Genomic DNA, 25,867 nt, shown 5'->3' on the forward strand with positions numbered 1-25,867 from the left:
TGTCAGACGCCCTTGTTGTTGGGGTTCTTGTAGATCTCGCGCACCGCGTCCGTCATCGGGAAGTTGAGGTTGCCGTTGCGCGGCGGGATCGGCGAGAGGAACCACTTGCTGTACAGCTGCTCGATGGCGCCCGACTTCATGAGCCCGTTGACGGTCTCGTCGACCAGCGCCTTGAACTCGGGGTCGTCCTTGCGCAGCATGATGCCGTAGGGCTCCTGGCGCAGCGACTCTTTGAGGATCTTGTAGTCGCCCGGGTTCGGTGCGCTGGCGATCATGCCGGCCAGCTGCACGTCGTCGAGCACGTAGGCATCGGCGCGGCCCGTGGACAGCAGCAGGAAGCCGTCGGACGTGTCCTTGCCCGCGATCTCGTTCACCTCGATGGTGCCGCTCTTGCGTGCGCCGCGCAGCAGCTGGATCGAGGTGCTGCCCGAGACGGTGGCCACGTTCTTGCCGTTGAGGTCGGGCAGCGCGTTGATGCCCGAGCTCTTCTTCACGGCCGCGGTGATGTTCGTGACGAAGTGGCTCGGCGCGAAGTCGACCTGCGCCTGGCGCTGCGTGGTGTTGGTGGTGGTCGCGCAGTCGAGGTCCACGGTGCCGTTCTGCAGCAGCGGAATGCGGTTGGTCGAGTTGAGCATGGTGTAGCGCACCTCGATCTTCGGCAGGCCCAGCTTGGCCTTCACCGCGTCGACGATCTTCAGGCAGATGTCGTTGGTGAAGCCGATGGGCGCGCTGTCGGCGCTGAGCTTGTACGAGAACGGGATCTGGCTGTCGCGCGCGCCGATCTGGATCGTGCCGCTCTCCTTGATCTTGCGCAGCGTGCCGGCGTCCTGGGCGCTGGCGGCGCCGCAGGCGAAGACAAGGGCGAGTGCTGACGCGAGAGGTGCAAGAGGCAGTTTGAAGTCCATGGTGTGTTCCTTGGGTTGCAATGGCGGGGGCCTGGCGCGCATCTTGTGCGTCTCGACGAATTTCTAAAAGCGATTTTTTGTGATCGAATCGCATGAAGAAAAGCGTTCTTTCAGGAGCCGACCGCCGTGATGACCTTCAAGCAACTCGAAGCCCTGTACTGGATCGCCCGGCTGGGCGGCTTCGCGCAGGCGGCCAACCAGCTGCACACCTCGCAGTCGGCCATTTCCAAGCGCGTGCACGAGCTGGAGCAGCTGTTCGACACCGAGCTGTTCGACCGCAGCCAGCGCACCGCGCGGCTCACCGACAAGGGCGAAGAGATGTTCGTGCTCGCCAAGAAGCTGCTCGACCAGCGCGACGCTGCGGTCGAACAGTTCGGCAAGCCCGGCGTGGTCGAGCGGCGCATCCGCATCGGCGTGACCGAGCTCACCGCCATGACGTGGCTGCCGCGCCTGGTCGGCCTGATCCAGCAGCACTACCCCAAGGTGATTCTCGAGCCCGACGTGGACGACAGCCTGCAGCTGCGCGACAAGCTGCTGGCCGACGAGCTCGACGTGGTCATCGTGCCCCACACCTTCGCCGACGCGCGCATGCAGAGCAAGGTCATCGGCCGCGTGAAGAGCGCATGGATGTGCAAGCCCGGTGTGGTGCAGTCCACCGGCACCGTGCGCCTGCACGACCTTGCGCGCCACCGCATGCTGGTGCAGGGCAACAACTCGGGCACCGGCCGCGCCTACGACGCGTGGATGAAGGACCAGGGCGTGCAACCCGCCCACGCGATCGTGGTGAGCAACCTCGTCGCGCTCACGGGGCTGGCCGTTTCGGGCCTCGGCGTGAGCTACCTGCCGCGCGAATGCCTCGCGCCGCTGGTCGACGCCGGCATGCTCGAGGTGATCGACGTGACGCCCGCGCTGCCCGTGGTGCGCTATGTGGCCATGCACAAGGGCGAACACCGCAGCGCGCTCACGTCGTCGATCGTGATGCTGGCGCAGGAATGCTGCGACTTCACGCGGATGTTCCAGGCGCAGGCGGAGGACGAACAGGCTTCGTAGGGCGCACTGGTGCGCGCTGGAGGCCTCTTCCCCGTCGCTAGCTTCCTCGCGTGAGCATCCGCCCCGCGCGCGCCAGCACTTTCGCTTCGCCCTCGCCGCCGCGGTAGGCCAGCACGCCGTTCACGAACACGCGCTCGACGCCTTCGCTCACCCCGTGCGGCTGGTCGTAAGTCGCCGTGTCGGTGATGGTCTCGGGGTCGAACACCACCACGTCGGCCATCGTGCCGACGCGCAGAAGGCCGCGGTCCGCGATGCGCAGGTTGCGCGCGGTCATGCCCGTCATCTTGTGCACGGCCTGCTCCAGCGTGAAGAGCTTGCGCTGACGCCAGTAACGCGCGAATACGCGCGGGAACGCGCCCCACAGCCGCGGATGCGGGTGCCGGTCGTGCGGCAGGCCGTCGCTGCCGATCATGGTGAGCGGGTGCGCAATGACGCGCTCCACGTCTTCTTCCTGCATCTGGAAGTAGCAGGCGCCGCCGGGCTTCAGGCGCAGGCAGGCTTGCTGCTCGGTGGTGCCCCACTCGCGCGCGATGTCGGAGAGGAGGCGGCCGGTCATCTCAGGGTGCGGGTCGGACCAGGTCAGCAGCACATCGATGACACCGTCGACGAGGTCTTCGCGCAGCACGGTGGAGCCGGCCACGTAGGGGTAGACGTCCATCGCGATCTGCTGGCGCTGCGACAACGCCTCGATCAGCGGCATCGTTTCCTTGGTGCGGCCCCAGTTCGCGGGGCCGGCGCACTTGTGGTGCGAGATGACCAGCGGCACGCCCGCGCTGAAGGCCGTGTCGCCAGCCTCGTGCAGCGCTTCGATGATCTGCTGCATCTCGCTGCGCAGGTGCGTGGCGTAGACGCCGCCGTGGCGCGCGACGACGCGTGCGAGCGCGGTGACTTCCTCGGCCGGTGCGGCAAAGGCTTCTTCGTAGAACAGCCCGGAAGACATGCCATGCGCGCCCGCGGCCATGCAGTCGTCGAGCAGCGCTTCCATGCGCGCCAGTTCGTCGGCGTTCGCGGGGCGGTCGAGCGCCTGCATCGCCGCGAAGCGCAGCGTGGTGTGGCCGACCAGCGCAGCCACGTTGAGCGTGGGCTGCACCGCATCGACCGCAGCGCGGTACTCGGCCATGGTCGCGTGCTTGAACGAGTCAGCACCCAGCAGCGTGAGCGGCGGCTTCGACTGCGGCGTGCGGTAGGGCGCCAACGAGATGCCGCAGTTGCCCGTGACCACGGTCGTGATGCCCTGCGACACCTTGGGCAGGCACAGCGGGTCGCGCAGCACGATCGCGTCGTCGTGCGTGTGCGCGTCGATGAAGCCGGGCGCGATCACCTTGCCGCGGCAATCGACCACGTCGACGTCTGCGATGCTCAGCCCTTCGGGCAGCCGCGTGCGCAGGCCTTCGCCGAGCGCGAGGATGCGATCGCCCTGCAGCAGCACGTCGCCGGGCCACGAAGGGCCGCCCGAGCCATCGACCACGAGGCCGGCTTCGAGCAGAACGGCTGGGGTGTCGCTCATGGTTCGCCGCCTCCCTTTTTCGCATTGATGCCGCCACCGTCCCAACTCTGCAGCGGGTGCGTGGTGGCGTCGATGCCGTGCCGCTGAAAGGCCTCGCGCGCGCGCTGCAGGCGCAGCACGGCGGGTTCGCCGCGGCGCTGCGCCACCAGCACAGTGAGGATCTCGATGACGGTGAGGTGCGTGAGGTAGGCGTCGATGCCCACGTGCATCACGGCGTCGTCGGGCACCGACAGGCCGATGAGGAAGTCGGCCTTGGCTGCGAGGGCAGTGCCCGGCCGCGTGATCGCGACCACCTGGGCGCCTTGCCCGCGTGCGATGTCGACCGCATCGAGCAGCGACGGCATGCCGCCCACGTGCGAGATGGCGATGACCACGCCGCCCGGGCGTTGTGCTGCACCGGCCACCTGCTGCAGGTGGTAGTCGGCCCAGGCGTTGGCCGAGAGGCCGAGGCGGAACAGCCGCGCCTGCAGGTCGTTCGCCATGAACCACGAGGTGGCGCCCGCGCCGTACAGGTCGACGTGCGGTGCGGACGCGATGGCGCGCACGGCGCCATCGAGCACCTGCATGTCGAGCTGGCCGCGCACGCCCGAGACCGAAGCCGCGGCGCTGCGTGCGATCTTGCTGACCACTTCGTCGGCGGCGTCTTCGATGTTGACGCGGCGGTGCAGCGGCGAACCGCCGAGTGCCAGTTCCTGCGCAAGCGCGAGCTTGAACTCGCGCAGCCCGGCAAAGCCGAGGTCGCGGCAGGTGCGCATGATGGTGGGCACCGAGCTGCGCGAGCGCTCGGCCAGCTGCTCGAAGCTTTCTTCGAGCGCGCGGTCGGGGTCTTCGAGGATCAGGTCGAGAATCGCGCGCCGCGTGGCCGGCGCGTCGCCACGCGCCTCGGCGATTCTCTTGAGCAATGAGGGCGTCATCGGTGCGTTTTTTTAGAAGTGCATGGCGACGGCGTCGCTCACGCGGTAGTCGTTCTCGACCACGGGCATCCAGTGCCATTTGTCGAAGGTGGTGCAAGGGTGCGAGATGCCCAGGCCCACGCGGTCACCGACCTTGGGGGCATCTGCTTCTTCGCTTGCGTCCCAGCGCAGGTAGGCGTGCTGGTCGTTCAATGCGGTGATCTTCCAGCCGGCGGGAACGCCCTGCGGCTGCAACGCGCCGCGCGCCGCACGCGCAATCGGCACGGGCAGCGAGAGGTCGAAGGAGATGTCGCGCTTGCCGACCGACAGGATCGCCAAGCCCGGTTCGGGGCGCGACTGCACGTTGGCCCAAACCTCCATCGCCGGTGTCAGGCCTTCGCCGCACTCGCAACCCAGGCGCTGGTCGACCACGCTCACCATGCGCTTGTAGAAGCCGTGGTCGTGCGTGACGTAGCAGCCCGAGCGCAGCAGGCCGCGCACCGGTGAGCCCAGCGCAGGCTTGAGCCGCCCGGCCACGAGATCGAAGATGGCCGAACCGCCGGCAGAGACCAGCACTTCGTCGGTCTCGAACAGCTTGTGCGTGTCGCAGTGACGCGCGACGGCTTCGACGCGGTCCATCAGCGTGGTGGCGTAGGCCGTGTCGGGCTCGCTCTCGCCCGTGGCGCCCTGCCCTTCATACGTCTCGATGCCCACGAGTTTGGCCGCGTCGCTCGCGCGCACCCGCGTGGCGAGCGCGATGGCTTCGTCGTGCGTGCGGCAGCCCGTGCGTGCGCCTTGCACGCCGATCTCGAGCATCACTTCAAAAGGCACGCTCGCAGGGTTGCGCCGGGCCCAGTCTTCGATCAGCGCCAGCTGCGCGATCGAATCAACGAGGAACACGACACGCAGGTCCGCATGGTCCGCCAGCAACAGCTGGATGCCCGCCAGGTCTTCGTCGCTCACCACCTGGTTGGCGATGAGTGTGCGGCGCGCACCGGCCGCCACGCCGACGGCCAGTTGCGTGACAGTGGCGAAGGTCAACCCCCAGGCGCCGGCGTCGAGCTGGCGCTGGAACAGCTGCGGCGACATGGTGGTCTTGCCGTGCGGCGCGAGGTCGATGCCCCACTCGCGCACGCGCGACTGCATCCATTGGAGGTTGTGCTCCAGCGCCTCGCGCTTGAGCACGGCCAGCGGCAGCGGCAGGTCGCCGGCCAGCACGTTCCAGCCGGCAGCGCCGACTTCGCTGCGCCGGCGCGGTGCCTGGGTGCGCGGGTAGCCCTTGAAGTTGCTGCCCAGCAGCGGGTCGATGAAGTCTTGGGTAGCAGAAGCGGTATCGGTCATGGTCGTGCAACGGCGATGTGGGAGAGCAGTTCTTTGCGGATGCAGGCGCTGTAGTGTCCCGTGGAAATCTCATCCAGGCTGGGCACCGTCTGCGCACAGGCCTCGATGGCATGCGGGCAGCGCGTGCGGAACACGCAGCCCGAGGGCGGCGAGATCGGGCTGGGAATGTCGCCCTTCAGGGCAATGCGTTCGGTGGCGAGCGTGGGGTCGGGCCTCGGGCTCGCGGCCAGCAGCGCCTGCGTGTAGGGGTGCAAAGGCCGCGCGAACAGCTCGTCGGTGGTCGCCACTTCCATCACCTTGCCCAGATAGAGCACCACCACGCGGTCGCACAGGTACTCGACCACGTCCAGGTCGTGCGAGATGAAGAGCATGGTGAGACCGAGGCGCTCGCGCAGGTCGGCCAGCAGGTTGATGACCTGCGACTGGATGGACACATCGAGCGCCGACAGCGGCTCGTCGGCCACAATGAACTCGGGCTCCACGGCCAGTGCACGCGCCACGCCGATGCGCTGGCGCTGGCCGCCAGAGAACTCGTGCGGGAAGCGGCTGGCATGCTCGGGGCGCAGGCCCACCGTTTCGAGCAGCTCGGCGATGCGCTTGTCGCGTGCCGCCGCGCCCTTGTGCAGCCCGTGCGTGGACAGCGCCTCGCCGAGGATCGCGCTGATGCGCATCTTCGGGTTCAGGCTCGCGTACGGGTCCTGGAAGATGATCTGCAGCTTGCTGCGCAGCTTGCGCATGCGTTCGCCCGAGAGGCCGCCGATGTCGTCGCCGCGGTACAGCACCTGGCCCTCGGTGCGCTCGACGAGGCGCAGCACGGTGCGGCCGATGGTGCTCTTGCCCGAGCCCGATTCGCCGACGAGGCCGAGGGTCTCGCCGGGGTGGATGGCGAAGGACACGTCGTCCACCGCGCGCACGGGGCGGTCGCTGCTGCCGAAGTATTTTTTAAGTCCGCGGACTTCGATGAGGGGGACGGCGGTGGTCATCATCGTGGGCTTCTTGTATTAGCTCCCTCCTTCCGGGGAGGGTTGGGGTGGGGCACGACGGCACGGATGAAGCACTGCGCCGAACGAACGCCGCTTGCCCCATCCCAGCCTTCCCCGGAAGGGGAAGGAGCAACACGCCAGGCGGTGCGCTTGTCATGCGACTCTCACCAAAGGCTGGTCCGGCTGCACGCGCACGCAGCGCGCCTGGCGGTCCTGGCGGATGTCGATCAGCGGCGGCATCGCACTGCGGCATTCCGGCAGCGCCTGGTCGCAGCGCGGCTCGAAGGCGCAGCCCGGCGGCGGCGCCAGCGGACTCGACACCTGCCCGCGAATGGCAAACAGCCGCTTGGGCTTGGGCTGCCCAGGAACCCGCGCCTTGCCCGGCAGACACGCCAGCAGGCCCTGCGTGTACGGATGCTCAGGCTGTGCAAAGAGTGGCCGCACGGGCGCTTGCTCGACCACGCGCCCCGAGTACAGCACCACCACGTCGTCGGCATGGTGCGCCACCACGCCCAGGTTGTGCGTGATGAACAGGATGCTCATGCCCGTCTCGGCCTGCAGCCGGCGCATCAGCTCCAGGATCTGCGCCTGGATGGTCACATCAAGTGCCGTGGTGGGTTCGTCGGCGATCAAGAGCGTCGGGTCACAGGCCATCGCGAGCGCGATCATCACGCGCTGGCGCATGCCGCCCGAGAGCTGGTGCGGGTACTCGTGAATGCGTTGGGCAGCAGCCGGAATCTCGACCAGCTCCAGCATGCGCAGCGCATGGACCAGCGCCGCCTTGCGATCGAGCCCCTTGTGCAGGCGCACGCTCTCGGCGATCTGCTCGCCGATGGTGAACACCGGGTTCAGGCTCGTCATGGGCTCCTGGAAGATCATCGACAGCTGGTTGCCGCGCAGCGAGCGCATCTCGCGTTCGCCGATCTGCAGCAGGTCGAGCGTCTTGCCTTCGCGGGTGACGAAAGAAGCCGATCCGCTGACCTGCGCGTTGGCGGTCTTGGGCAGCAGGCGCATCAGCGTGAGGCTGGTGACCGACTTGCCCGAGCCGGACTCTCCGACGAGTGCTGTGGTCTTGCCGGGTTGGATGGAGAAGCTCACATCGGCCACCGAACGGATCAGGCCGTCTTCGGTAGGGAAGCTGGTGCTCAGGTTGGTGACCGTGAGACGTGGGGTGGTGTTCGTGGTGTTCATCACGAGGTCTTCTTGAGCTTCGGATCGAGCAGGTCGCGCACGCCATCACCGAGCAATTGCAGCGACAGCGCCGTGAAGATGATCGCCAGCCCCGGGAACAGCACGACCCAGAAGGCCTGGTGCGCGTACTGCTGGCTGCCCGCGACCATGGTGCCCCAGGTCGGGATCTCGGGCGGCACGCCGACGCCGAGGAACGACAAACCCGCTTCGGCCAGGATCGCGTAGGCAAAGATGAACGACACCTGCACGAGGATCGGCGACATCAGGTTCGGCAGGATGTGGCGCCACAGGATGCGCGAGGTGCGCACGCCCAGGGCGCGCACGGCTTCGACGAACAGCAGCTCGCGCACCACCAGGGTCGAGGCCCGCACCACGCGTGCGACACGCGGCGTGTAGACCAGCACCAGCGCAAGAACGGTGTTCATCAGCGAGGGCCCCAGGATCGCCACCAGCGCGATGGCCAGCAGGATGTCGGGAAAAGACATCATGGCGTCGACCACGCGCATCAGGGGTGCGTCGAGCCGGCGGAAGAAGCCCGCCATCAAGCCCAGCACCGTGCCGGCGATGACCGAGCCCAGGGCGGTGAGCGCGGCAATGGCCAGCGAGTAACGGGCACCGTGCACGATGCGCGCGTACATGTCGCGGCCCAGTTCGTCGGTGCCGAGCAGGTGTTCGGCACTCGGCGCCTTCAGGCGCTGCAGCACTGCCGTGTCGTTGGGGTCGGCCGAAGCAAACAGCGGCGCACCCACAGCGAGCACGGCGATCACCAGCAGCACCAGGGCGGAGACCATCACGATGCGGCGGTGCATCAGCTGGCGGAGCATTCGAGGCATGCGCATCGTTCAGACCTTCACGCGCGGATCGACGACGGCATACAGCAGGTCGATCGAGAAATTGATGAGCACATAGATCGCGGCGATCACGAGCAGCGCGCCTTGAATGACGGGGTAGTCGCGCCGCAGCACGGCGTTGACCACCAAGTTGCCCACGCCCGGCAGGCCGAACACCGTCTCGGTGATGACGGCGCCGCCGATCATGAGTGCGACCGTCAGGCCGATCACGGTGACGATGGGCACCAGCGCGTTGCGCAGCGCGTGCTTCAAGACGACGGTGCTCTCGCTCAGGCCCTTGGAGCGCGCGGTGCGCACGTAGTCTTCACCGAGCACGTCGAGCATCGAGGCGCGCGTGAAGCGGATGATGAGCGCGGAGTTCAGCAGGCCCAGCACGGTGGCCGGCAGCACCAGCGCATGCAGCCGCTCGGCAAACGGCGCATCGGGCGCGCCGTAGCCCGACACCGGGAACCATCCGAAGGACACCGCGAAGATCTGGATCAGCACGATGCCCATCCAGAAGCTCGGAATGCTCGCGCCCAGCATCGCGATGCCGGTGAAGAACTGGTCGACCACACGCCCGCGAAACACCGCAGAGACGATGCCGCAGGGCACGCCGATGAGCGCGGCGATGGCCACGGCCATCAGGGCCAGCAAGGTGGTGGGTTCGGCGCGCTCCCACAGCGCCTGCGTGACCGGGCGCTGCAGGAAGATCGAGGTGCCCAGGTTGCCCTGCAGCACTTCGCGCAGCCAGTAGCCGAACTGCACGGGCAGGGGTTTATCGAGGCCGTACTCCTTCTGCACGCGGGCGATGTCGGCGGCGGTGGCCTGGTCGCCCAGCAGCACGGAGATGGGGTCGCCCGAGGCGGCGCGGGTGAGCACGAAGACCAGCACGGCGACGAGGGCCAGCACGGTGAGCATGCCGCCCGCGCGCGAGGCGATGTAGCGAAGCGATCCGCTCCTGGTCATGACGAGAACTCGATGGCGGCGGCGCTGCCGACGGCCACGTACTGGCCGGTGAACTGCACGTCGCCGTTCTTCTTCACGCGGAAGATGGTCACGTTGTCGCCCTGCTTGTTGTGGCACACGTAGAGAAAGCGCCCGCTCGGCTCGAGCGTGCAGCTGCGCGGGTAGTTGCCGCGCGTCCACTCTTCGCGCACGAGCGTGGGCGCGCCGGTGCGCGCATCGACCTTGAAGATCGAGATCGAATCGTGCAGCCGGTTGAGCGACACGAAGTGCGTGCCGCCCGGCAGCATGCGGATGCCCGAGGCGTAGCTGGTGCCCTTGAAGCCGGCGGGCAGCGCCGAGGTTTCGCTCACGAGCGTGAGCACGCCGGTGGCGCCGTCGTAGCGCAGGAAGGCGATGGTCGAGGCTTCCTCGTTGACGAGGTAGACCCAGTGGCCATTCGGGTGGAAGGCGAAGTGGCGCGCGCCCGAGCTCTCGGACACGGCCACCGTGCTCGGCTGGCTCAGCGCGCCGGTGGCGCGGTCGAAGCGGTACGAGATGACGCGGTCGAGCCCCAGGTCGGCCACGAGCACGAAGTTGCCGGCCGGGTCGGCCTGCACCATGTGCGCGTGCGGGCCGTCGTGGTCGCTGGTGGCGAAGCCTTCGTGCACGCGCGCGATGAGCGGCACGACGTCGGCGCCGGGCTTGCAGGGCGTGGCGGCACCGCATGCGGCCACGTCCTTGTAGACGACGGCGGCGCGGTCGGTGTCGAAGGTGCCGTCAGTGCGCAGCGCGATCACGCTGACATCGCCGCTGGCGTAGTTGGCGGTGAACACGAAACGGCCGTCGGGGTGCACGCTCAGGTGCGCGGGGTCCTTGCCGCCGCAGGGCATCTCGGCCACGAACGACAACGCGCCGTTCGCGCCAATGCGAAAGGCCGAGACCGAGCCGGCCTCGAACTCGTTGGCCGCATAGAGCATCGGCAGGCTCGGGTGGCGTGCGAGCGAAGCGGGGTTGCGCAGCTTGGCATCGCTGCCTGCGCTGGCCACGGCGGGCGGTGCGCCCGGAATCGGCTTGAGCGCCCCGGTCGCGCCGTCCACCACGAACTGGTGCACGCCGAGCCCGCGCCCGCCGCGCCACGGCTTGCCGCCGTCGCTGTAGGTGCCGACATAGGCATACACGGGACCCGACGTGGCGGCTTGAGCGGTGGTGGCCATGGATGAATTGAGTCCGAGGGCGCCGAGGCCGGAGGCCACAGCGCTGACTTGCAGGAGTTGACGACGCGACGGCATGGCGGTGCTTGCTTGCTTGCGGCCTTACTTGATCTTCGCGTTCCAGAAGAACGGCCAGGTCGCGGGCTGGTAGTTGTCCAGCGCCGGGCTCTTGGCCGAGAGGCCGTTGAACTTGCCGACGTTGATGTACGGCACCTCGTCGTACACCACCTGCTGCACCTTGGCCCACAGCGCGCCGCGCTTGGCCGGGTCGCTCTCGGTGTTGAACGCGCTGAGCGCGGCCTTCTTGGCGGGCGAATCCCACCAACCGGGTGCGCCGTCGCCCAGTTGCGGCGGCGAGAGCATGGGCTCGGGGAACTGGCCCGAATGGGTCACGTAGATGTCCCACAGCTTCGGGTCGTTGCGGCGTTGCACGAGCGTGGCCCAGTCGACCACGTTGAGGTCGACCTTGAAGCCGGCGCGCTTGAGCTGCTCGGCCATCAAGAGCGACATGTTGTAGTGAAAGTCGTACTGGCGGCTGGTGAGCACGCGGATCGGCTCGCCCTTGTAGCCAGCCTTGCTCGCGGCATCCTTCGCCTTGGTGGCGTTGCGCTGGTTGTACTGGTCGGCACCGGCGGTCGAGTAGAACGGCGAGCCCTTGGGGAAGTGGTTGGCCTCGGCCACGAAGAAGCGCGTGTCGCCGAAGCCGGCCGCGAGCATCTCGCCCTGGCCCAGCGCGGTCTGCACGGCCTGGCGCACCGGCTGGCTCGCGGCCACGCCTTCCTTGGTGTTGAGCACGAGGTACGGGAAGCCGAACGACGGCGTCATGATCGGCAGCGTCTTGCCGCCGGCCTTCTCCAGGCGCGGCAGGGCTTCCACCGGCAGCAGGTCGGCAAAGTCGTACTGGCCGGCCAGCGCACCTTCGACGCGCGTGCTGGCGTTGGGCACGGGCACGAAGCGCAGCTCTTCGATGGCCGCTTCGCGTTTGCCGCCGTAGCCGCTCGCGGGTTCCTTGCGTGCGCTGTACTTGTCGAAGCGCGAGAGCAGCACGAACTGGTCGGGGCGGCGTTCCTTGAACTTGTAGGGGCCGGTGCCGACGAAGTCTTTCAGCGGCGAAGCGATCGAGTCCTTGGCCATGATGGCCGCCATGCCGCTGGGCAGCGCGAGCTGCGACAGCAGCGGTGCGTACGGCGCCTTCAGCACGATCTCCACGCCCAGCGGGCCCTTGGCCTTGAGGCTTTCGATTTCCTTGCCCACGGCCTTGCCGCGCGGCGACTGGTCCATCCAGCGCTGCAGGCTGGCCACCACGTCGTCGGCCGTGAGCTCGCGGCCGTTGTGCAGCGCCACGCCCTTGCGCAGCGTGATCGCGTAGGTCTTGCCGTCGACCGAGATCTTGGGCATGGTCTCGGCCAGCATCGGCACCACGTTCCACTTGGCATCGAAGGTGTAGAGCGTCTCGTACACGTGCTGCATGATGGTTCCGACCAGGTCGGCGGTCGATGCCATCGGGTCGAGCGTCTGCGGCTCGGCCACCATCGCCAGCGTGGCGAAGTTGCGCGGGCCCTGCGCCTGTGCGCTCGGGTGCGGCAGTGCGGTGCACAGCATCGCGAGCAGGGAAGCGCCCAGCAGGCTGCGCTTGGACAGGCGGGGCAGGCGCTGGACAACAAGACCGGCGTGGGACATGGAGAACTCCTTCGTGGGTCGGACTGATTTATGAAAGAAATTTTCTTTCTAGGCCCAACTCTGAAGCAGACTTCGTGCCAAATCATCCGTGTTAACCCTTGTTGAGGGGTTATTCTGAAAAAGTCTTTCAGATCAGACGGATACTGCGGCCCTCACCCGTCCTCACTCAACCCACCTTCACAGGAGTTTCCATGCCCCTCGAATACCTCGGCGCCCCACCCGTCGCCTCCGACCGCCAGGCACGCCCCTTCTCCCCCGCCGTGCGCGCGGGCGACTTCGTCTATGTGTCGGGCCAGGTGCCCGCCAATGCGCAGGGCGAGATCGTGGCGGGCGGCATCGAGGTGCAGACGCGCCAGGTGATGGAGAACCTCAAGACCGTGCTCGCGCTGGCCGGCGCCACGCTCGACGACGTGTGCAAGAGCACCGTCTGGCTGCACGACGCGCGCGACTTTGGTGCCTTCAACCGCGTCTACATGAGCTACTTCGGTGAGAACAAGCCGGCACGCTCGACCACCGAGGCGCGCCTCATGGTCGATGCGAAGGTCGAGATCGACGTCGTCGCGTACAAGCCCAAGGCCTGATCAGGCCAATCAGGCTCTTCAGGCGTTACGCAGTTCGGTCTTGCGCTGCACGATGCGCGAGACCAGCCCGTACTCCACGGCCTCCGTGGCCGACAGCCAGCGGTCGCGCTCGATGTCGGCCAGCACCACCTCGAGGGGCTTGCCGGTTTCGCGCGCAATCTCGTGCGCGATGCGCTGGCGGGCCTTGAGGATTTCCTGCGCCTGAATCGCGATGTCGGTCGCCTGCCCGCCCGCGCCGCCGCTGGGCTGGTGGATCAGAAAGCGCGTGTTCGGCAGGCACACGCGGCGCTCGCGCGGCGCCGCCAGGAACAGGTGCGTGGCCGCGCTGCCGACCCAGCCGGTGCCGATCATGTGCACCGGCGCGCTGATGAAGCGCACCACGTCATGAATGGCGTCGCCCGACTCCAGGTGCCCGCCCGGCGAGCTCACGAGGATGTCGATGGGCTTGTCGCTGCTGTCGGCATCGAGCGCGATGAGCCGGCGCGTGACATCGGCCGCCACGCTGTCGGTGATGCTGCCGAAGATCAGCAGCGTGCGCGACTTGAACGCTTTCTCCTCGAGGTAGGAATTGCGCGGCTCGGCGGTGGCCGCGGGCGGCGTGTCGTCGTCGGTTTCCAGCGTTGAAAACATGGGCTGCATGAAGAAAGCTCCTGTGGTTGATCGGTCCTGGCGAACAAGCCCACAGTTTCGTGACATTGCGCGTGCCGTGGCAAGCTCAGGCGGCCATCCGGGGCGACACCACGGCCCGTCGGGGCGTACCGACGCCGGCCAGCACCGCGCGCCCCGTCATCGCGCCGCAATGGTCCAGCGCCTGGCGCAGGACGGTGTCCACGTTGCGCAGCGACAGGCCGTAGTGCGAGGCCACCTCCTGGCGTGTCTTCTCCTCGATGCGCAAGGCCTCGAGCACGGCCCGGTGACGCCGCGGCAGGCCCTGCATCGCGCGATCGACCGAGCCGACTTCGGCGCGCACTTCGGCCATGTCCTCGGGCCCGGGCGCGTGGTCGATGGCCGCCTCGACGGCGGTGTGCGGGTCGTCCACATAGCGCCATGCCCCCTCGCTGCGCAACCGGTCCATGGCCACGTTGCAGGCCACGCGATAGACATAGGCGCTGGGGTTCTCCACGGGCGCGCACACCCGCAGGTGACCCAGCCGCAGCCAGGCGTCGTGCAGACATTCGCTGGCCATCTCGGCGCACCCGAGATGGCGGGTCAGCTTGCGCCGCAGCCCTTCGTAGTTGGCGCAGAGAAAAACCTGCAGCGCCAGGCGACGCTGCGCTTCGTCCCGCAGTTCGCCGGCCGCGTCGTCGCGCGCCGGCGCTGGCTGTTCACAAAGGACACTGGGTGCCATGACATGCCGCCCCTGCCCGCCTAGCGGTCCTGCTGCAGGCGACGACGCTCGTCGCTGCTCAGGCCGGCCCAGTGCTTCGGGTCGATCTTGCGGCCCATGCCCACCACCTGCACGGGGTTCTGCGGGTCGTAGTCGACCTGCGCCCCGGATTGCAGCCCCGACCGCGGCGGCGGCGCGTCGCGCCCTTCTTGTGCAGGCTCGTTGCCGAAGCCGAGCACACGCACCGTGAAGACCGACGCCAGCGCCTGCCGCGCGGCCGTGCGCTCGCGCTGCACCGCGTCCTGCGCCGCGGCCGTCGCCTGCGCAGCGGCGGCGCTCGCGTTGGTGAGCGCGCCGATGTTCACTGCCGCGATCACCGGCAGGCCCTTGGTCTCGCCCTTGACCTGGATGTTGTCCGCGTTGAGCACCTGCAGCGCTGCAATGTTCAGGTTGCCCGCCACGCGCAGGCCCGCGTCGCCGGCGTTCACGGTGCCGCGCGGCGCCACCAGGTCGACGTCGCCGTCGCCCACGGTGCCGATGCCGCTGCCGCTCATGTCCGACTTCTCGCGGATCACCGTCACGCCGTCCAGGTCGGTGACCACCTCGGGTGCCGACGGCACGCGCAGCGTCTTGGAGCCGCGGCCCGCATCGATGTCGCCGTCGGTGGCCCAGATGATCTGGTCGCTGCCCTGCTGGGTGACCTCGGGCACGAAGGACAGGATGCGCGACTGGTTCACCGTCACGTCGTCCTTCGCGAAGATGCCGATGTGCCCCGAGGCCAGCGTCACCAGGCCATAGCCGGCCGGCACCGTGGCCCCCAGCGCCGCCACCTGCAGGCCCCCGCCGGGCGTGAGCACGCCGATGTCGCCGCCGGCCATCGTGCGCAGCATGAGCTTGTTGGCCGCGACGTCGCCCTTCCAGCCGTCGCCCGGGAACAGCGTCTTGATGGCCACATAGCCGCGGTTGTAACCGCCGTTGCGCGGCAGCCCGCCGGTGCCCGGTTCGTTCTGGTCGCGCCCCGCTTCGCGCAGTTCGATCAGGTAGATCTGCCGCAGGAACTGCTGCTGCGCGAGCGCAGGCAGCTGCTGGAAGCGCGCCCACGCGTCCAGCGGTGCCAGCGTCTCGCCGGTCATGTCCTTCATGTACGACACAAGGCCCCGGCGCACGGTTTTTTCCTGTCCGCCCGGGCGGGTCTCGACCCGATCGGTCAGGTAGGCCGGAAGCACGCTGCCGTCCGCGCCGGCGCTTTGAAGGTACGAAGGCATGGAGGCCACCCTCGACGGGTCGAGGTAGGCGCTGGCGAACGCGCCGTAGCCCACCGCGCCGTTCATGCCCGCCATCACCGTGATCGAGGCACCCTGTTCGGGCAGGCCCTTGATCTGCGTCCCGTCCATGGGTCGGTTGTTCAGGTCATATTGCTGGTTGCCCAGGGTCTGGACCTTCAGGTTGTCTGCATAGACGTCACGCCCGGCGGACAGCACCAGGGTGCCGGGCCCTTGTATCGCAATGCTGCCCGTGTCCTCGATAACGTTCATGGTCGCGGCACGCACGTTCGCCATCGCCAGGATGTCGTTGCCGGCTTCCAGCAAGGTCACGTCGCTGGCCCGCACATTTCGCGCATTGACACGCATGCCGCGGATATCCGTTCCGGCCCGCACCCAGGTCTGCTCATTGGTCGTCAGGTCGAGCCCCAGGATGGAACCCTGTCCGGCATAAAGGCGGCTCGGTTCAAAGTCGCTTGCCAAGGGCAACACATCCGGATTGTTGACTGAGGTAGCGATGACATGGGACCCCATCTGGTTGGCAAGCAACCTTTCCATCGCCTCAGAACCCGTAGCTCCAGCGCTGGGCAAGAACGCGGAAGGCAACATGCCGGGTGTGGCACGGGGCATGGCCAGCTGAGCTTCCAGATCTCCGCGACTGCCCAACTGAAAAAGAGCTTCGCGATTCTGTGTCGCAAAGCGTATGTCACCTTGCGCAATGAATTGCACATCGTTCGTCGCGGCTGGCATGACCCACAAAGGCCCTTGTATTTCAAGGCTGCCGTTCATGGCAAAAGCAGCTGTGTGCGCCGGGAAACGGTTGCCACCCGCGCCGATCAGGTTGTTCTGGCCCGTGTCGCCGAAGCGCAGGGACAGGTCGTGGAATATGAATTCGGGCTGATTGACAAACGTGATATTTCCGCCGGTGGACACCAGCTTGAGTGCCGTGCGATCCGTGTAGCCGCTCATGTAAGCGCCGTAATCCAGTTTCGGCAAGGCACCTGCACCGCTCCCGTCGTCACCATAGCGGACAAGGAGAGGGTCCACCACCGTCTGCACGCGCAAGTCGCCCGCCGTGCGCACCTTCAGGGTGGCATCGCCCAAAGCCAATACCGGTGCCACAGAAAAGGTGTAGGTACTGCTATCAACGGCCCCTTCGTTCCATATGACCGATACCGTGTTGCCGACCGCTGTTTCACCGGCCTTGATGTCACCCGCACCGCGTGCCACGTAGTACTGACCACCGCGTATCGCGCCGCCGGCCTCGACCGTCAGGGTGCCGCCGTTGCGCACCTCCATCGCCATCGCTTCGGTGGCCGAGCGGCCGCCGCGCATGCGCATGGTCGTGGGCAACACCACCACCAGGTTGCCCAGGTCGCCGCCGGCGTTGACCGTCACGTTGCCGCCACCCAACGCGCCCACACCCTGCTTGAACGCGCCATGGTTGATCCACCAACTCGATTGCTCGGGCGGCAGCGTCAGAGGGCCCCAGGAGCCGTCCGGCCGCGTACCGTACTCACCACTCTCGTATTCACCGAAGTAGCCCTGTGAGTTGAGGGCGCCCTGCCGGTTCAACCACTCCGTGAATCGCTGGCCGGCCGGCTGCGCCACGACGCTGCCCTGCGCACTGATGTCCAGGTTGCCGCCGTCAGTGCCGTAGATCGCGGCCGCATGGGCCGTCGTGAAGTCGCTCCAGGCCGTCATGTCCTTGCGTCCAGCCGTGTAGATCACCGACTCCTTGTGCGCCAGCGTCAGGTCTCTGCCCGCACGCACCTCGAGGTCACCGGTACCGGTGCGAACCAGCTTGCCTGCACCGTTGTCGATGGCGGTGTCTGGATCCGTGTCGGCCGTGCCGATGGTGAGGGTGCCGCCACCGGCTGCTTGTGCTGCCAGCGGCTTGACCGCCAGCGTGTGGGCCGAGTCCAGGTCGGCGCCTGCAACCAGGCGCAGGTTCCACGAAGCGCCTTCCTGCAGCTTGCCTGCGCGGTCGGCGGTGTCAAAGCCGTCACTCAGGTGACCATTGACGACCAGGTTGCCACCAGCCCTGAGCGTGAGCGTGCCTTCCCTTGCGTTGGCAAAGTCGCTGCGCAGGTTCCAGTCGCTGTTCATGGCCAGGTCGCCGGCGCTTTCGATCGTGATGCCGGGCATGACGGCCAGGCTGGTGCCCAGGCGTGCCGCCACAGCGGGCGCCGCTGCGCTGAACTGGTTGGCATCGGCAATTGCAGCGGCTTTGACGGAGTCGACCGTGCTGCTGTTGTAGGTGGCAACACCCTCGAGCACCGCCGAGCGCGCACCGGCGATGCTGACGTTGACGGCGGTGGCGTGGAGGTCGTTGTGAGCCGCATTTTGCTGCGCACGCAGCCTGACCTTGCCGCCTTCGTTGCCGGCCACGTCGATGGCGCCGCCCCGCAGGTCCAGTTGCCCGCCCGCCGCTTCAAGGGTGACGCGGCCGCTGCCCAGCTCACCGGTGGCGCCGGCCAGCAGCTGCGCGCCGGCATTCATCGTCACCCCATTGCCGCCGGTGATGCGGATGGCGCCGCCGTAAGCGGCCCTTGCATCGACGGTGCCTGCAATCGTGATCCTGCCCTGGTCGGTGGTCAGGCCGAAGTCTTCCACCGTGGTGGTGCCGTCCAGCGTGATATCGCCCTGGCGGATGCGGAACTGCCGTGAGCGGTTGAAGCCCGCAGCGTTCAGACGCTGACTGAAGCTGGCAAAGCCGGCCAGCTCGGCAATATCGAGCGAGAAGGCGCCGGCTTTGCCGCCCGTGCCCGCTCGTGCATTGATCGTGCCGTCCAGCACGACGGTGCCGCCGTCGGCGGCCGCGACGTTCAAGGCGCCGGCGTTGCCGCCGTCCTTGTGGGCCGCGAGGTTGAGATGGCTGCCGCTGCTCAGCCGCACGTCGCCGCCCACAGCCGAGAGCTTGATGCTTCCCGCATCGGCATACGCGGCCACGTCGAAGAACTGTTTGGCAAAGCCGCCGACGTCGATCTGCGCGCCATCGCCCAAGGTCAGGCTGCCGGCAGTCGCCGTCATGTCGACGCTGCCGCCAAGCGCCACAGCGCGGCCGCCGAACACAATGCTGGCGCCGGACAGGCTCAGGCGTGAACCGAGGCTGTCCTGCAGATCTTGTGGGGCTGAATCACCCCCTGCTGTTGCCAGGACTTGCAATGCACCGGTGGTGGTGATGCTTTGTGCGGCACCGCCACGGCCTGTGAGCAGCGGGGTGTTCAAGGTCAGCGCGATGGCGCCGGTGTCGATGCCGCCTTTGCCAGTACCGACGATGCGATCACGGCCACCCAAGGCAATGCGATGGAAGCCGGCGAAGTTCTTCTGGCCCGCCCCCAGGACCAGGGTCGTGGCGTCCAGCGTGAAGCTGCCGGTGCCGTTGCCTGTTGCGGCCAGGTTGGCGCCGCTGTTCTCCAGTGCAATCGTGTCGCCCTTGATGACGATGTCGCCGCCATGACCGGTGAAGGCAGCGCCGTCGAAGGTCAACGAAGCCAGGCCCGCCGCACCGAGGTCGACGGGTTGGTGGAAGTCGAAGCTCGAGTAGCTGCGCAGGGTCAGGTGTTTTGAATTGGCCAACTGGGCCAGACCGGCGCTGTCCAGCACCATGCCGCTGCCACCGCCGAAGCCGATGCGACCGGCGGCCACCGAGAGGTCAACGCCCGATATCTGCGCCGACGCTGCAAGCTCCGTGGTGCGCGTGGCGTCGATCAGCAGGGAGTCGCCACCGTTCAGGACTGCACCGGCACCGAGGGTGACCACACCGCCTTGCGTGGTGTCCACGTTCTGGCGCACAACCTTGATCGCATCGCCATTGGCCACGCGAATCAACGCACCCCAGTCTTTGGCCGGCGTCACCAGGACATCGTCGGCGGTGTCGGGTGTGCCTTTGCTGTCGTAGACCGCAGCCTGCTGCGGCTTCATGATCAGGTTGCCGCTGCTGCTGGCGCCCGTGCCCTTGGCGCTGACGAGGCTGCCGGCGTCCACGGCGACCTTGTCGGTGGCGGCCAGGATGATCTCCGGCGCAAACAATTCGGAGCCGGTGCCGTTCCTCACGACGATGTCGGTGGCCGTCACGTCGAGTTGCGTGCCCAACAGGTCTCCCTTGCGCGTGCCGCCCACCAGCAGGCTGCCGGCACCGAAATTCGAGAGGCTGGCGGCATCGATCGTGAGGTAGCCGTCTGCCTGCAGCGTGCCTGCGTCCCGGCCGGCACCGACGATGGCGATCTTCTTGCCGGCGATGTCGACCAGGCCGCCGCGGCCGCCCTTGTCGGCCTGCGACAGCAGCGTGCCGTCCAGCGTCAGGCGCGTGGTTGCGTCGAACACGACAGCGCCGCCGTCGCGCGACAGGCGCGGGGTCACCACGTCCTGCCCTGTCAGGCGGTATTGCGTGAGCTTGAAGGCGTCCGATGAGAAGAAGTCGTTGGCGAAGGCTTCGTTGTATTCGCTGTATTTGCGCAGGGTGCTGCCGGACATGACGCGCCAGACAGAGGCGTGCGCCTCTTCGCTGTGGCCGTAGGCGTTGCTGTTCCTGCCTTGCATGATGATGCTGCCGTCGCGCGTGGCGAAGCCGGGCGCGGCCTCGCCCGCCCAGGCTTTGCCGGTGGCCTGCACGGCAAAGGCGCCGGGCAGCAGGGCGTAGCGCGCAGGCAGCAAGGTGTACCAGCCGGCCGCCAGGCCGGGGCCACCGGCCAGCCAGATTCGGCTGCCAGCCTCCACACCGCTGACGGGCGCAGTGGCCTGCTGGCCCGGCATGACGGCATACATGCCGGGCCGCGTCAGCACATCGTTCGAGCCGCCCGGGCCGGGAACAAATTCCCAGGCGTACAGATCGCCGCCGCCGGCGATGTCGATGACCGCGCCTTTGGCGAGGTCGACATTCGGCGACTTCATCGTGATCCGCTTCTCGGGCGGCGACGTCAACGAACCGCTCGAGGGATTGGCGCCATCGCTCGCCTTCGTCGGGTCGTTCCAGTGCTCGTTGTTCGACAGCGTCCCGTAGGGCACCGTCAGGCCCGCGCCCGAGACCGACGTGATGCTGCCAGCGCCCAGCGTCAAACGATCACCGGCCACCAGTTCGATCTGCCCGAACGGGGCCCGCAGCACGCCGTTCTGTTCGATCACCGGCGCCTCCAACCGCAGCGTCCCTCCTGCCGACAAAGGCAGCACGGAAGAATTTCCGGAACGCCCCACGGTGATGGATTCACCGGACAGGATTTTTGCGTTCACGGCGACGGACGGGTACACTAGGCCGGCGGTGATGGCCAATGCACCGTCCACATCCAGTGTTGCCGTGGCGGCATCCGCAGCCATGCCTGGATCCACTGCGGCGTTCTTCGCGCTGAAGCGCAGTTCCGACGCATTCAACGACGTTTTCGCAAAGCTGCGAATGCTCGCGGGCCCGAAGGTGGACCCCGGTCCATTGACGCCGCCCACGACATCGATCACGTCCGCGTTCACGGTCAAACTTCCCGTGCGATGGGCCGTGGCAGCCGGCGCAATGAGGGAAGCCGTTTGCTTGAGCCCGATATAGGCCGCCGCCAGGCTTGCGTGTCCGGATTCCCCGACGGCATGGCGCAGCGTGCCATCGACCGTGATGCTCCGGTTCGCGGAAAGCCGCACATCACCCAGCTCGATCGCCCCCCCCTGGGAGGCCAGAGCGAGATTGGCAAAACCACCCTCGGCAAAAGATGTGGGACGCGCCACCAGCAATGAACTCGACGGGGTCAGGGCACGCAGGTCGATGGAGAGTTCGTTCTTGAACAAGTCCACGACTTCGTCGCTCATTCCAAGCGCAGCGTAGTCAATTCCGGGCCCACCCTGCCCTGCGCCGGAAGACGCCGTGTTGGAGACGACCAACGAATTCCTGGAGGCCGAGCCCAGATGGTCAAGCACCGCCTGGGTGATGACCATGGGTGCTTTTTCGCCGGGGCCGTATCCCAGCAGCAGCGCGAAATCGACGCCGACGACGCTTTCCGGCGTACAGAAGGACGAATCGATCTGGCAAAAGGACTGCAGGAGCTGGTCGGCCAGGTTGGTGCTCGCACCGGCGGCCACTTGCTGGATCGACACGGAGCCGCCTTGCGCGCCCTTCCCCCCGGCCTTTCCGACCAGCGTGGAAGCAATCAGTCCTTCGCCACGAATGTTGATTGCACCGCCGTCACTGGCCAGCCCCCGCTTTTTGTAGCTGATCCGCCCGAATGCACCACCTGCCTGCGCCTGTTCAATCTCCCCGCTCGCGCCCGACACGTCGATCAGCGAACCCGCCGCCAGCTGCACATCCGCGGCATGAATATCGACGACACCACCCGACAACACATTGCCTTGAAGGTGCCCGGTCTTGTCCAGGTCAATCGCAGGGAGGCCGCGTGCCAGCAACTGCGCCTCCGACTCCAGCCTGACGGTCTTGCCGCTCAGGTCGATCCGTCCCGCAGGCGCTTCCAGGCGGCCCCGTACCGTCAGCGCACCGACGCCACCCGCAGCCAGTGTCAACTTGCCGCCGGTATCGGTCACGATGGATGCACCCGACCCGACATGGATGTCGCCGGCTTCCGTGCCCAGGGTCAGTCCGCCCGGTCTGCGCTCGAGACGCTCCTGCGGGCTCAGCACGGCAATCGGCGCTACCGCGGCAAGGCGCGTGCCGGTCGCCACGTCCTGGTAGGCAAAGGAAGAATTCAAATCGATACCGACCGCCTGCTGCGTCACGGTCGCACCGTCAGGCACCACGATGCCGCCGTTGCCGCGGACCGCGACCGACACGGTGCCAAAACCGCGGTCGCCAAACAGGTTGGCGGGCAAGACCACGACCGCGGGATCGGTGCTTGCACCGCCCACTTGCACGGACGAAGGCGTTTCAAGGAACAGGCTGCCGGCTGAACCCGCTGCATACGCACGCAGGTTCAATGAGCCCAGATCCATGTCCGGCGTGACGCCCGTCAAGCGGAGGGAGCCGGCGTTGCCAACACGCAATGCAGGCAGGCCCTTCTTGCCGATATCGATGCGGCCGCCACCGGAAACATCCAACACGGCGTTCTTGTCGGCAAGGATTTTCCCGGCATTGAGGGTGATGGCACCGCCATCCATGGCCCAAGGCCCGGAGGACCTCCCGTCACGCCAGGCATTGATCCATTGGCCGGAAACATCCAGGCTGCCCTGCGCGCCCATCTCCAGTTGTCCGTAGAGCGAATCAAGGGAGATGGAACCGCCTGCCGACCGGACCCTGCCGTTGACACGGATGGTGCCGGTCGAATTTTCACCACCGGTCACAACCAACGAGGTGGCGGGCGAGAACTCGAGTTTGGCGCCCGTGGCCAGCTCGACGTCGCCGTTGATGATGAAGAAATTGACCTGGCCCATGCCCGAACTGCCCAGCATGTCGTCGGACAGAAAAGTCAATTTCTTTGACCTTGGCGTGGCGGGGTCCAGGGGAACGTAGAAGTCCTCGCCCAGCGCGGTACCGGCGTTGAATGCACTGCCCAGGCGTTGGGGATCATGGCTGACGATGAGGGTGCCTGGCGACCAGGCTTTGTCCTCCACCCTGCCGCCACCCAACACCAACTGGCCCCCTTTGTTGCTGGCCGGTTTATTTTGTTGGCGATCCCCCGTGATGACACCGCCCCACATGTCGCCTTCGAGCACCATGGCGTCACCGGCGAATATCTGGACCGCGCCCGCCTTGCGGCCTTCGGTGTACCCGGCTTCCTTGAAGTCGCCGCCGATCAACGCGCTGCGCCAGGTCGTGTTCACGCCCCAACGCGCATGCGTTTGCGCAAACCGGCCGGCAAGCCCCGTGTATTCCATGTCGGGCATGGCGCTGCTCATCGTGTAGATGCCGCCATTGGCGCCCGCGAGTTTTGTGGCGGTGTTCATGCCGTCCGAATAGCGCACCGAACCGCCGGAGATGTCGAGCAGCGAGCCGGCACGCGTGATGACGGCGCCGCCAGCACGCAGCATGATGCTGCCGGCGTCGGCCGACAGCTCCCGCAGGTCGGTCTTGCCCACGCCGATCCAGCCGGTCACATCCGCCAGGGGGGTGCCTGCCCACTCGCCTGGCATGTAGACCATCTGGCCGTTGCCGTCCGTCCTCTGGACCCACTTCACGCCCGCCATCGGTCCGTTGCCGAACACGCCGTTTTCCCGGCGGTCGACGATCACTTTCTGGCCGCGCAACCAGGAGTTCAGCAGCAGCGGTGAATCGCGCAACTCGTTGATGCGCAACTCCGCCTCGACGAAGTTGCGCGACATCGGCACCCGCATGTCGCGCAGACCCGCCACGCTGAGAAAGGCATCGCTGTCGAGGTAGATCCGGCTGTCGTCTCCCGCACTCCGCAGCACGCCCCCGAACAACGGGTTGGCCGCCGTTTCGATGTTGATCTTGCCTGCGGGTGCCAGCACGCCGGCTTTCGACTGGATGTCGATCAGCTTGCCGTACATGCCGATCCAGCCCGGCTGGTAGCGGGTGCCCAGCGCGGACGCTTCGATCTCGCTGGTGTCGGTGGCGTCCGGCATGATTTGCGTCACGCTGCCACTGCCCAGCGTCAAGGTGCCTGCCGACCAGTTGTAGAACCGGTCAATGTCGCTGCCGTACTCGCGTGTCCCCAAACCCCAGGCACGCAACTGGATGGAACCATTGCGGTTGTTCAAAGCGGTGGTCGACAGCAACACGCCGTTCTGGCGAACGTCCTGTGCCTGCAGGGTGATGTTGCCCCGGTCGGACTGCACGACGCCGTGATTGACCACTTCGTAACCCACCGCCTTCGCGCGCGCGGCCATTTCCGGCATCACGACATCGCGCACGCCGTTGGCGTAGGGATAGGGGACCTGCGACAAGCCAAGCGCGGCATTCAAAAACGAACTATTCAATGCCCAGCCCGGCACTGCCGACACGGCAACGTCCAGCCCGCGCACCGGATTCGGGTCCTGCGCCGAGGGGGTTTTGAGGTAGACGTTTTCGCCGGCCGCCAGGATGACCTGGCCGTCCGGCGCAGAGAGGCGCCCGGCATTGCTCACCTTGGGCGCGAAGAGCATGATCTTGCCGCCGCTGCTCACACTCAGCCCTGCGCCTGCCGCGACCGTGACGGCACCGGGCGGCAAGCCGGGGTCGAATCGATCGACCTCACCGAGGCGGTCCGGCACCACACCGTGGCCCGGAACATAGCCGCCGTCCTGGCTGTAAACCCAAGGCTTGTGCGCGGTGAATTCCCCGAATTGCGGAATGGGGTACTCAGCGCTCTGGTGCTCCATCAGCTGCGCGTTGTTGATGCCCAGCTTGAATTGCTGGTCGGTCAGGCGCAGCGAGCTGGCGACCAGGCTGCGCGTGTTCACCTGGCTCGATCCATGGAAGACGATGCCGTTGCGGTTGATCAGGTACACCGACCCGTCGGCCTGGATCTGCCCGGCGATCTGGCTGGGCCTGCCGCTCGGGTCGTTGATGCGGTTCAGCGCGATCCAGCTGTTGGTGCCGTCCTTCACGTTGCGCCCCTTCGACTGGTCGAACTTCACCGTGGTGTTCTTGCCCACGTTGAAGCTCTCCCAGTTCAGGATCGCCTTCTCGTCGGTCTGCTCGATACCCACCACCGTGCGCCCGCCCGCGGCCGTCTGCACCGGCGCCTTGGCGTTGAGCCAGCCGGCCGTCAGGCTGTGGGTGTCGACCTTCAGGCCGCCGTCGGCCAGGCCGTCGGGCACGTCCGAGGCGCCGGCCAGCGCGGCATTGCGCGCCGCCTCCTGCGTGGCCTGCTGTGCGGCGATGCCGCGAGCGGCCAGGTTCAGGTTGTCGATGGAGCGCTGCAGCTGGGCGTTGTCACGCTGTTGCACGGCCAGCGGGTTGGTCAGCATCGATGCCGGCATGCCGTTGGGCAGGCGGCCCGTCGCCGAGGCGGTGCTCTGCATGGCACTCTTGTTGGCGAACCAGGCGCCGCTGAAGGCCTGTTGGGCCTGGGCATCGAGCACCATTGCGCCGTTGGCCGCCAGCGTCATGGCAATGGCGCGCGCGATCGGCGCCATGCGAAAGCGCCGCGCCTGCCGCCGGGTGCGCGCCTTCGTTGCGTGGATCGGTGTGATTGGCCCGCGTGTGCTCATGAGTCGTGTCCGCCGGAAAGTTGAGTCGATGCACTACGACGAACGGGCGCCCCATGACCCCGCAACTTATTTTTCAGG

15 protein-coding genes are annotated in these 25,867 nt (G+C 67.2%); 2 read left to right on the forward strand and 13 right to left on the reverse strand.

The window, feature by feature from the left end:
- Nucleotides 1-2: 2 nt before the first annotated feature.
- Nucleotides 3-905, reverse strand: a complete 903-nt coding sequence (locus GFK26_RS00440) for an amino acid ABC transporter substrate-binding protein (protein ID WP_153280369.1) — start codon at nucleotides 903-905, stop codon at nucleotides 3-5.
- Nucleotides 906-1,034: 129 nt separating this feature from the next.
- On the opposite strand from GFK26_RS00440, the gene GFK26_RS00445 reads away from it, so the two are divergent.
- On the forward strand, nucleotides 1,035-1,955 hold the full coding sequence (locus GFK26_RS00445) for a LysR family transcriptional regulator (RefSeq protein ID WP_153280370.1): 921 nt from the start codon (nucleotides 1,035-1,037) through the stop codon (nucleotides 1,953-1,955).
- Between the two features lie 37 nt (nucleotides 1,956-1,992).
- Here the strand turns inward: GFK26_RS00445 and GFK26_RS00450 are convergent, their stop codons facing one another.
- The 9 genes from GFK26_RS00450 to GFK26_RS00490 form a co-directional block, all read right to left on the reverse strand.
- Complete coding sequence (locus GFK26_RS00450) at nucleotides 1,993-3,462, reverse strand: N-acyl-D-amino-acid deacylase family protein (RefSeq protein ID WP_153280371.1); 1,470 nt, start codon at nucleotides 3,460-3,462, stop codon at nucleotides 1,993-1,995.
- Nucleotides 3,459-4,376 carry a MurR/RpiR family transcriptional regulator gene (locus GFK26_RS00455; RefSeq protein WP_153280372.1) on the reverse strand — a complete coding sequence of 306 codons (918 nt, stop codon included), beginning with the start codon at nucleotides 4,374-4,376 and terminating at the stop codon, nucleotides 3,459-3,461. The genes GFK26_RS00450 and GFK26_RS00455 overlap by 4 nt, the downstream gene beginning before the upstream one ends.
- Nucleotides 4,377-4,388: 12 nt before the next feature.
- Nucleotides 4,389-5,696 (reverse strand): amino acid deaminase, encoded by a 1,308-nt coding sequence (locus tag GFK26_RS00460; protein ID WP_153280373.1) that lies wholly within the window; start codon nucleotides 5,694-5,696, stop codon nucleotides 4,389-4,391.
- Nucleotides 5,693-6,679: an ABC transporter ATP-binding protein gene (locus GFK26_RS00465; protein WP_153280374.1), complete on the reverse strand. Its 987-nt coding sequence runs from the start codon at nucleotides 6,677-6,679 to the stop codon at nucleotides 5,693-5,695. Before GFK26_RS00465 ends, GFK26_RS00460 begins: the two co-directional genes overlap by 4 nt.
- Nucleotides 6,680-6,832: 153 nt before the next feature.
- Nucleotides 6,833-7,870, reverse strand: a complete 1,038-nt coding sequence (locus GFK26_RS00470) for an ABC transporter ATP-binding protein (RefSeq protein WP_153280375.1) — start codon at nucleotides 7,868-7,870, stop codon at nucleotides 6,833-6,835.
- Nucleotides 7,870-8,709 (reverse strand): ABC transporter permease, encoded by an 840-nt coding sequence (locus GFK26_RS00475; RefSeq protein WP_056573701.1) that lies wholly within the window; start codon nucleotides 8,707-8,709, stop codon nucleotides 7,870-7,872. The genes GFK26_RS00470 and GFK26_RS00475 overlap by 1 nt, the downstream gene beginning before the upstream one ends.
- Before the next feature lie 3 nt (nucleotides 8,710-8,712).
- Nucleotides 8,713-9,669, reverse strand: a complete 957-nt coding sequence (locus GFK26_RS00480) for an ABC transporter permease (protein ID WP_153280376.1) — start codon at nucleotides 9,667-9,669, stop codon at nucleotides 8,713-8,715.
- Nucleotides 9,666-10,862 (reverse strand): lactonase family protein, encoded by a 1,197-nt coding sequence (locus GFK26_RS00485; RefSeq protein WP_228121858.1) that lies wholly within the window; start codon nucleotides 10,860-10,862, stop codon nucleotides 9,666-9,668. The genes GFK26_RS00480 and GFK26_RS00485 overlap by 4 nt, the downstream gene beginning before the upstream one ends.
- Nucleotides 10,863-10,961: 99 nt before the next feature.
- Nucleotides 10,962-12,539 (reverse strand): ABC transporter substrate-binding protein, encoded by a 1,578-nt coding sequence (locus GFK26_RS00490; protein ID WP_153280378.1) that lies wholly within the window; start codon nucleotides 12,537-12,539, stop codon nucleotides 10,962-10,964.
- Nucleotides 12,540-12,730: 191 nt separating this feature from the next.
- On the opposite strand from GFK26_RS00490, the gene GFK26_RS00495 reads away from it, so the two are divergent.
- Nucleotides 12,731-13,120, forward strand: coding sequence for a RidA family protein (locus GFK26_RS00495; protein ID WP_153280379.1), 390 nt, complete (start codon nucleotides 12,731-12,733; stop codon nucleotides 13,118-13,120).
- 18 nt (nucleotides 13,121-13,138) lie between these two features.
- Here GFK26_RS00495 and GFK26_RS00500 read toward each other — a convergent pair whose 3' ends face one another.
- The 3 genes from GFK26_RS00500 to GFK26_RS00510 form a co-directional block, all read right to left on the reverse strand.
- Entirely contained in the window at nucleotides 13,139-13,759 is a 621-nt protein-coding gene (locus tag GFK26_RS00500) for an ATP-dependent Clp protease proteolytic subunit (RefSeq protein WP_153280380.1), read from the reverse strand.
- Nucleotides 13,760-13,835: 76 nt separating this feature from the next.
- Nucleotides 13,836-14,468, reverse strand: coding sequence for a sigma-70 family RNA polymerase sigma factor (locus tag GFK26_RS00505; protein WP_153280381.1), 633 nt, complete (start codon nucleotides 14,466-14,468; stop codon nucleotides 13,836-13,838).
- A 20-nt stretch (nucleotides 14,469-14,488) separates the two neighbouring features.
- Nucleotides 14,489-25,789: a filamentous haemagglutinin family protein gene (locus GFK26_RS00510; protein WP_153280382.1), complete on the reverse strand. Its 11,301-nt coding sequence runs from the start codon at nucleotides 25,787-25,789 to the stop codon at nucleotides 14,489-14,491.
- Between the last annotated feature and the right edge of the window lie 78 nt (nucleotides 25,790-25,867).

This window comes from Variovorax paradoxus (assembly GCF_009498455.1).
Classification (GTDB): Bacteria; Pseudomonadota; Gammaproteobacteria; order Burkholderiales; family Burkholderiaceae_C; genus Variovorax; species Variovorax paradoxus_H.

Coding starts and splice junctions, on each gene's coding strand:
- GFK26_RS00505 (WP_153280381.1), bottom strand. CDS start 14,468: ATGGCACCCAGTGTCCTTTGTGAACAGCCAGCGCCGGCGCGCGACGAC.
- GFK26_RS00455 (WP_153280372.1), bottom strand. CDS start 4,376: ATGACGCCCTCATTGCTCAAGAGAATCGCCGAGGCGCGTGGCGACGCG.
- GFK26_RS00510 (WP_153280382.1), bottom strand. CDS start 25,789: ATGAGCACACGCGGGCCAATCACACCGATCCACGCAACGAAGGCGCGC.
- GFK26_RS00480 (WP_153280376.1), bottom strand. CDS start 9,669: ATGACCAGGAGCGGATCGCTTCGCTACATCGCCTCGCGCGCGGGCGGC.
- GFK26_RS00495 (WP_153280379.1), top strand. CDS start 12,731: ATGCCCCTCGAATACCTCGGCGCCCCACCCGTCGCCTCCGACCGCCAG.
- GFK26_RS00470 (WP_153280375.1), bottom strand. CDS start 7,870: ATGAACACCACGAACACCACCCCACGTCTCACGGTCACCAACCTGAGC.
- GFK26_RS00440 (WP_153280369.1), bottom strand. CDS start 905: ATGGACTTCAAACTGCCTCTTGCACCTCTCGCGTCAGCACTCGCCCTT.
- GFK26_RS00450 (WP_153280371.1), bottom strand. CDS start 3,462: ATGAGCGACACCCCAGCCGTTCTGCTCGAAGCCGGCCTCGTGGTCGAT.
- GFK26_RS00465 (WP_153280374.1), bottom strand. CDS start 6,679: ATGACCACCGCCGTCCCCCTCATCGAAGTCCGCGGACTTAAAAAATAC.
- GFK26_RS00460 (WP_153280373.1), bottom strand. CDS start 5,696: ATGACCGATACCGCTTCTGCTACCCAAGACTTCATCGACCCGCTGCTG.
- GFK26_RS00475 (WP_056573701.1), bottom strand. CDS start 8,709: ATGCGCATGCCTCGAATGCTCCGCCAGCTGATGCACCGCCGCATCGTG.
- GFK26_RS00485 (WP_228121858.1), bottom strand. CDS start 10,862: ATGGCCACCACCGCTCAAGCCGCCACGTCGGGTCCCGTGTATGCCTAT.
- GFK26_RS00445 (WP_153280370.1), top strand. CDS start 1,035: ATGACCTTCAAGCAACTCGAAGCCCTGTACTGGATCGCCCGGCTGGGC.
- GFK26_RS00500 (WP_153280380.1), bottom strand. CDS start 13,759: ATGCAGCCCATGTTTTCAACGCTGGAAACCGACGACGACACGCCGCCC.
- GFK26_RS00490 (WP_153280378.1), bottom strand. CDS start 12,539: ATGTCCCACGCCGGTCTTGTTGTCCAGCGCCTGCCCCGCCTGTCCAAG.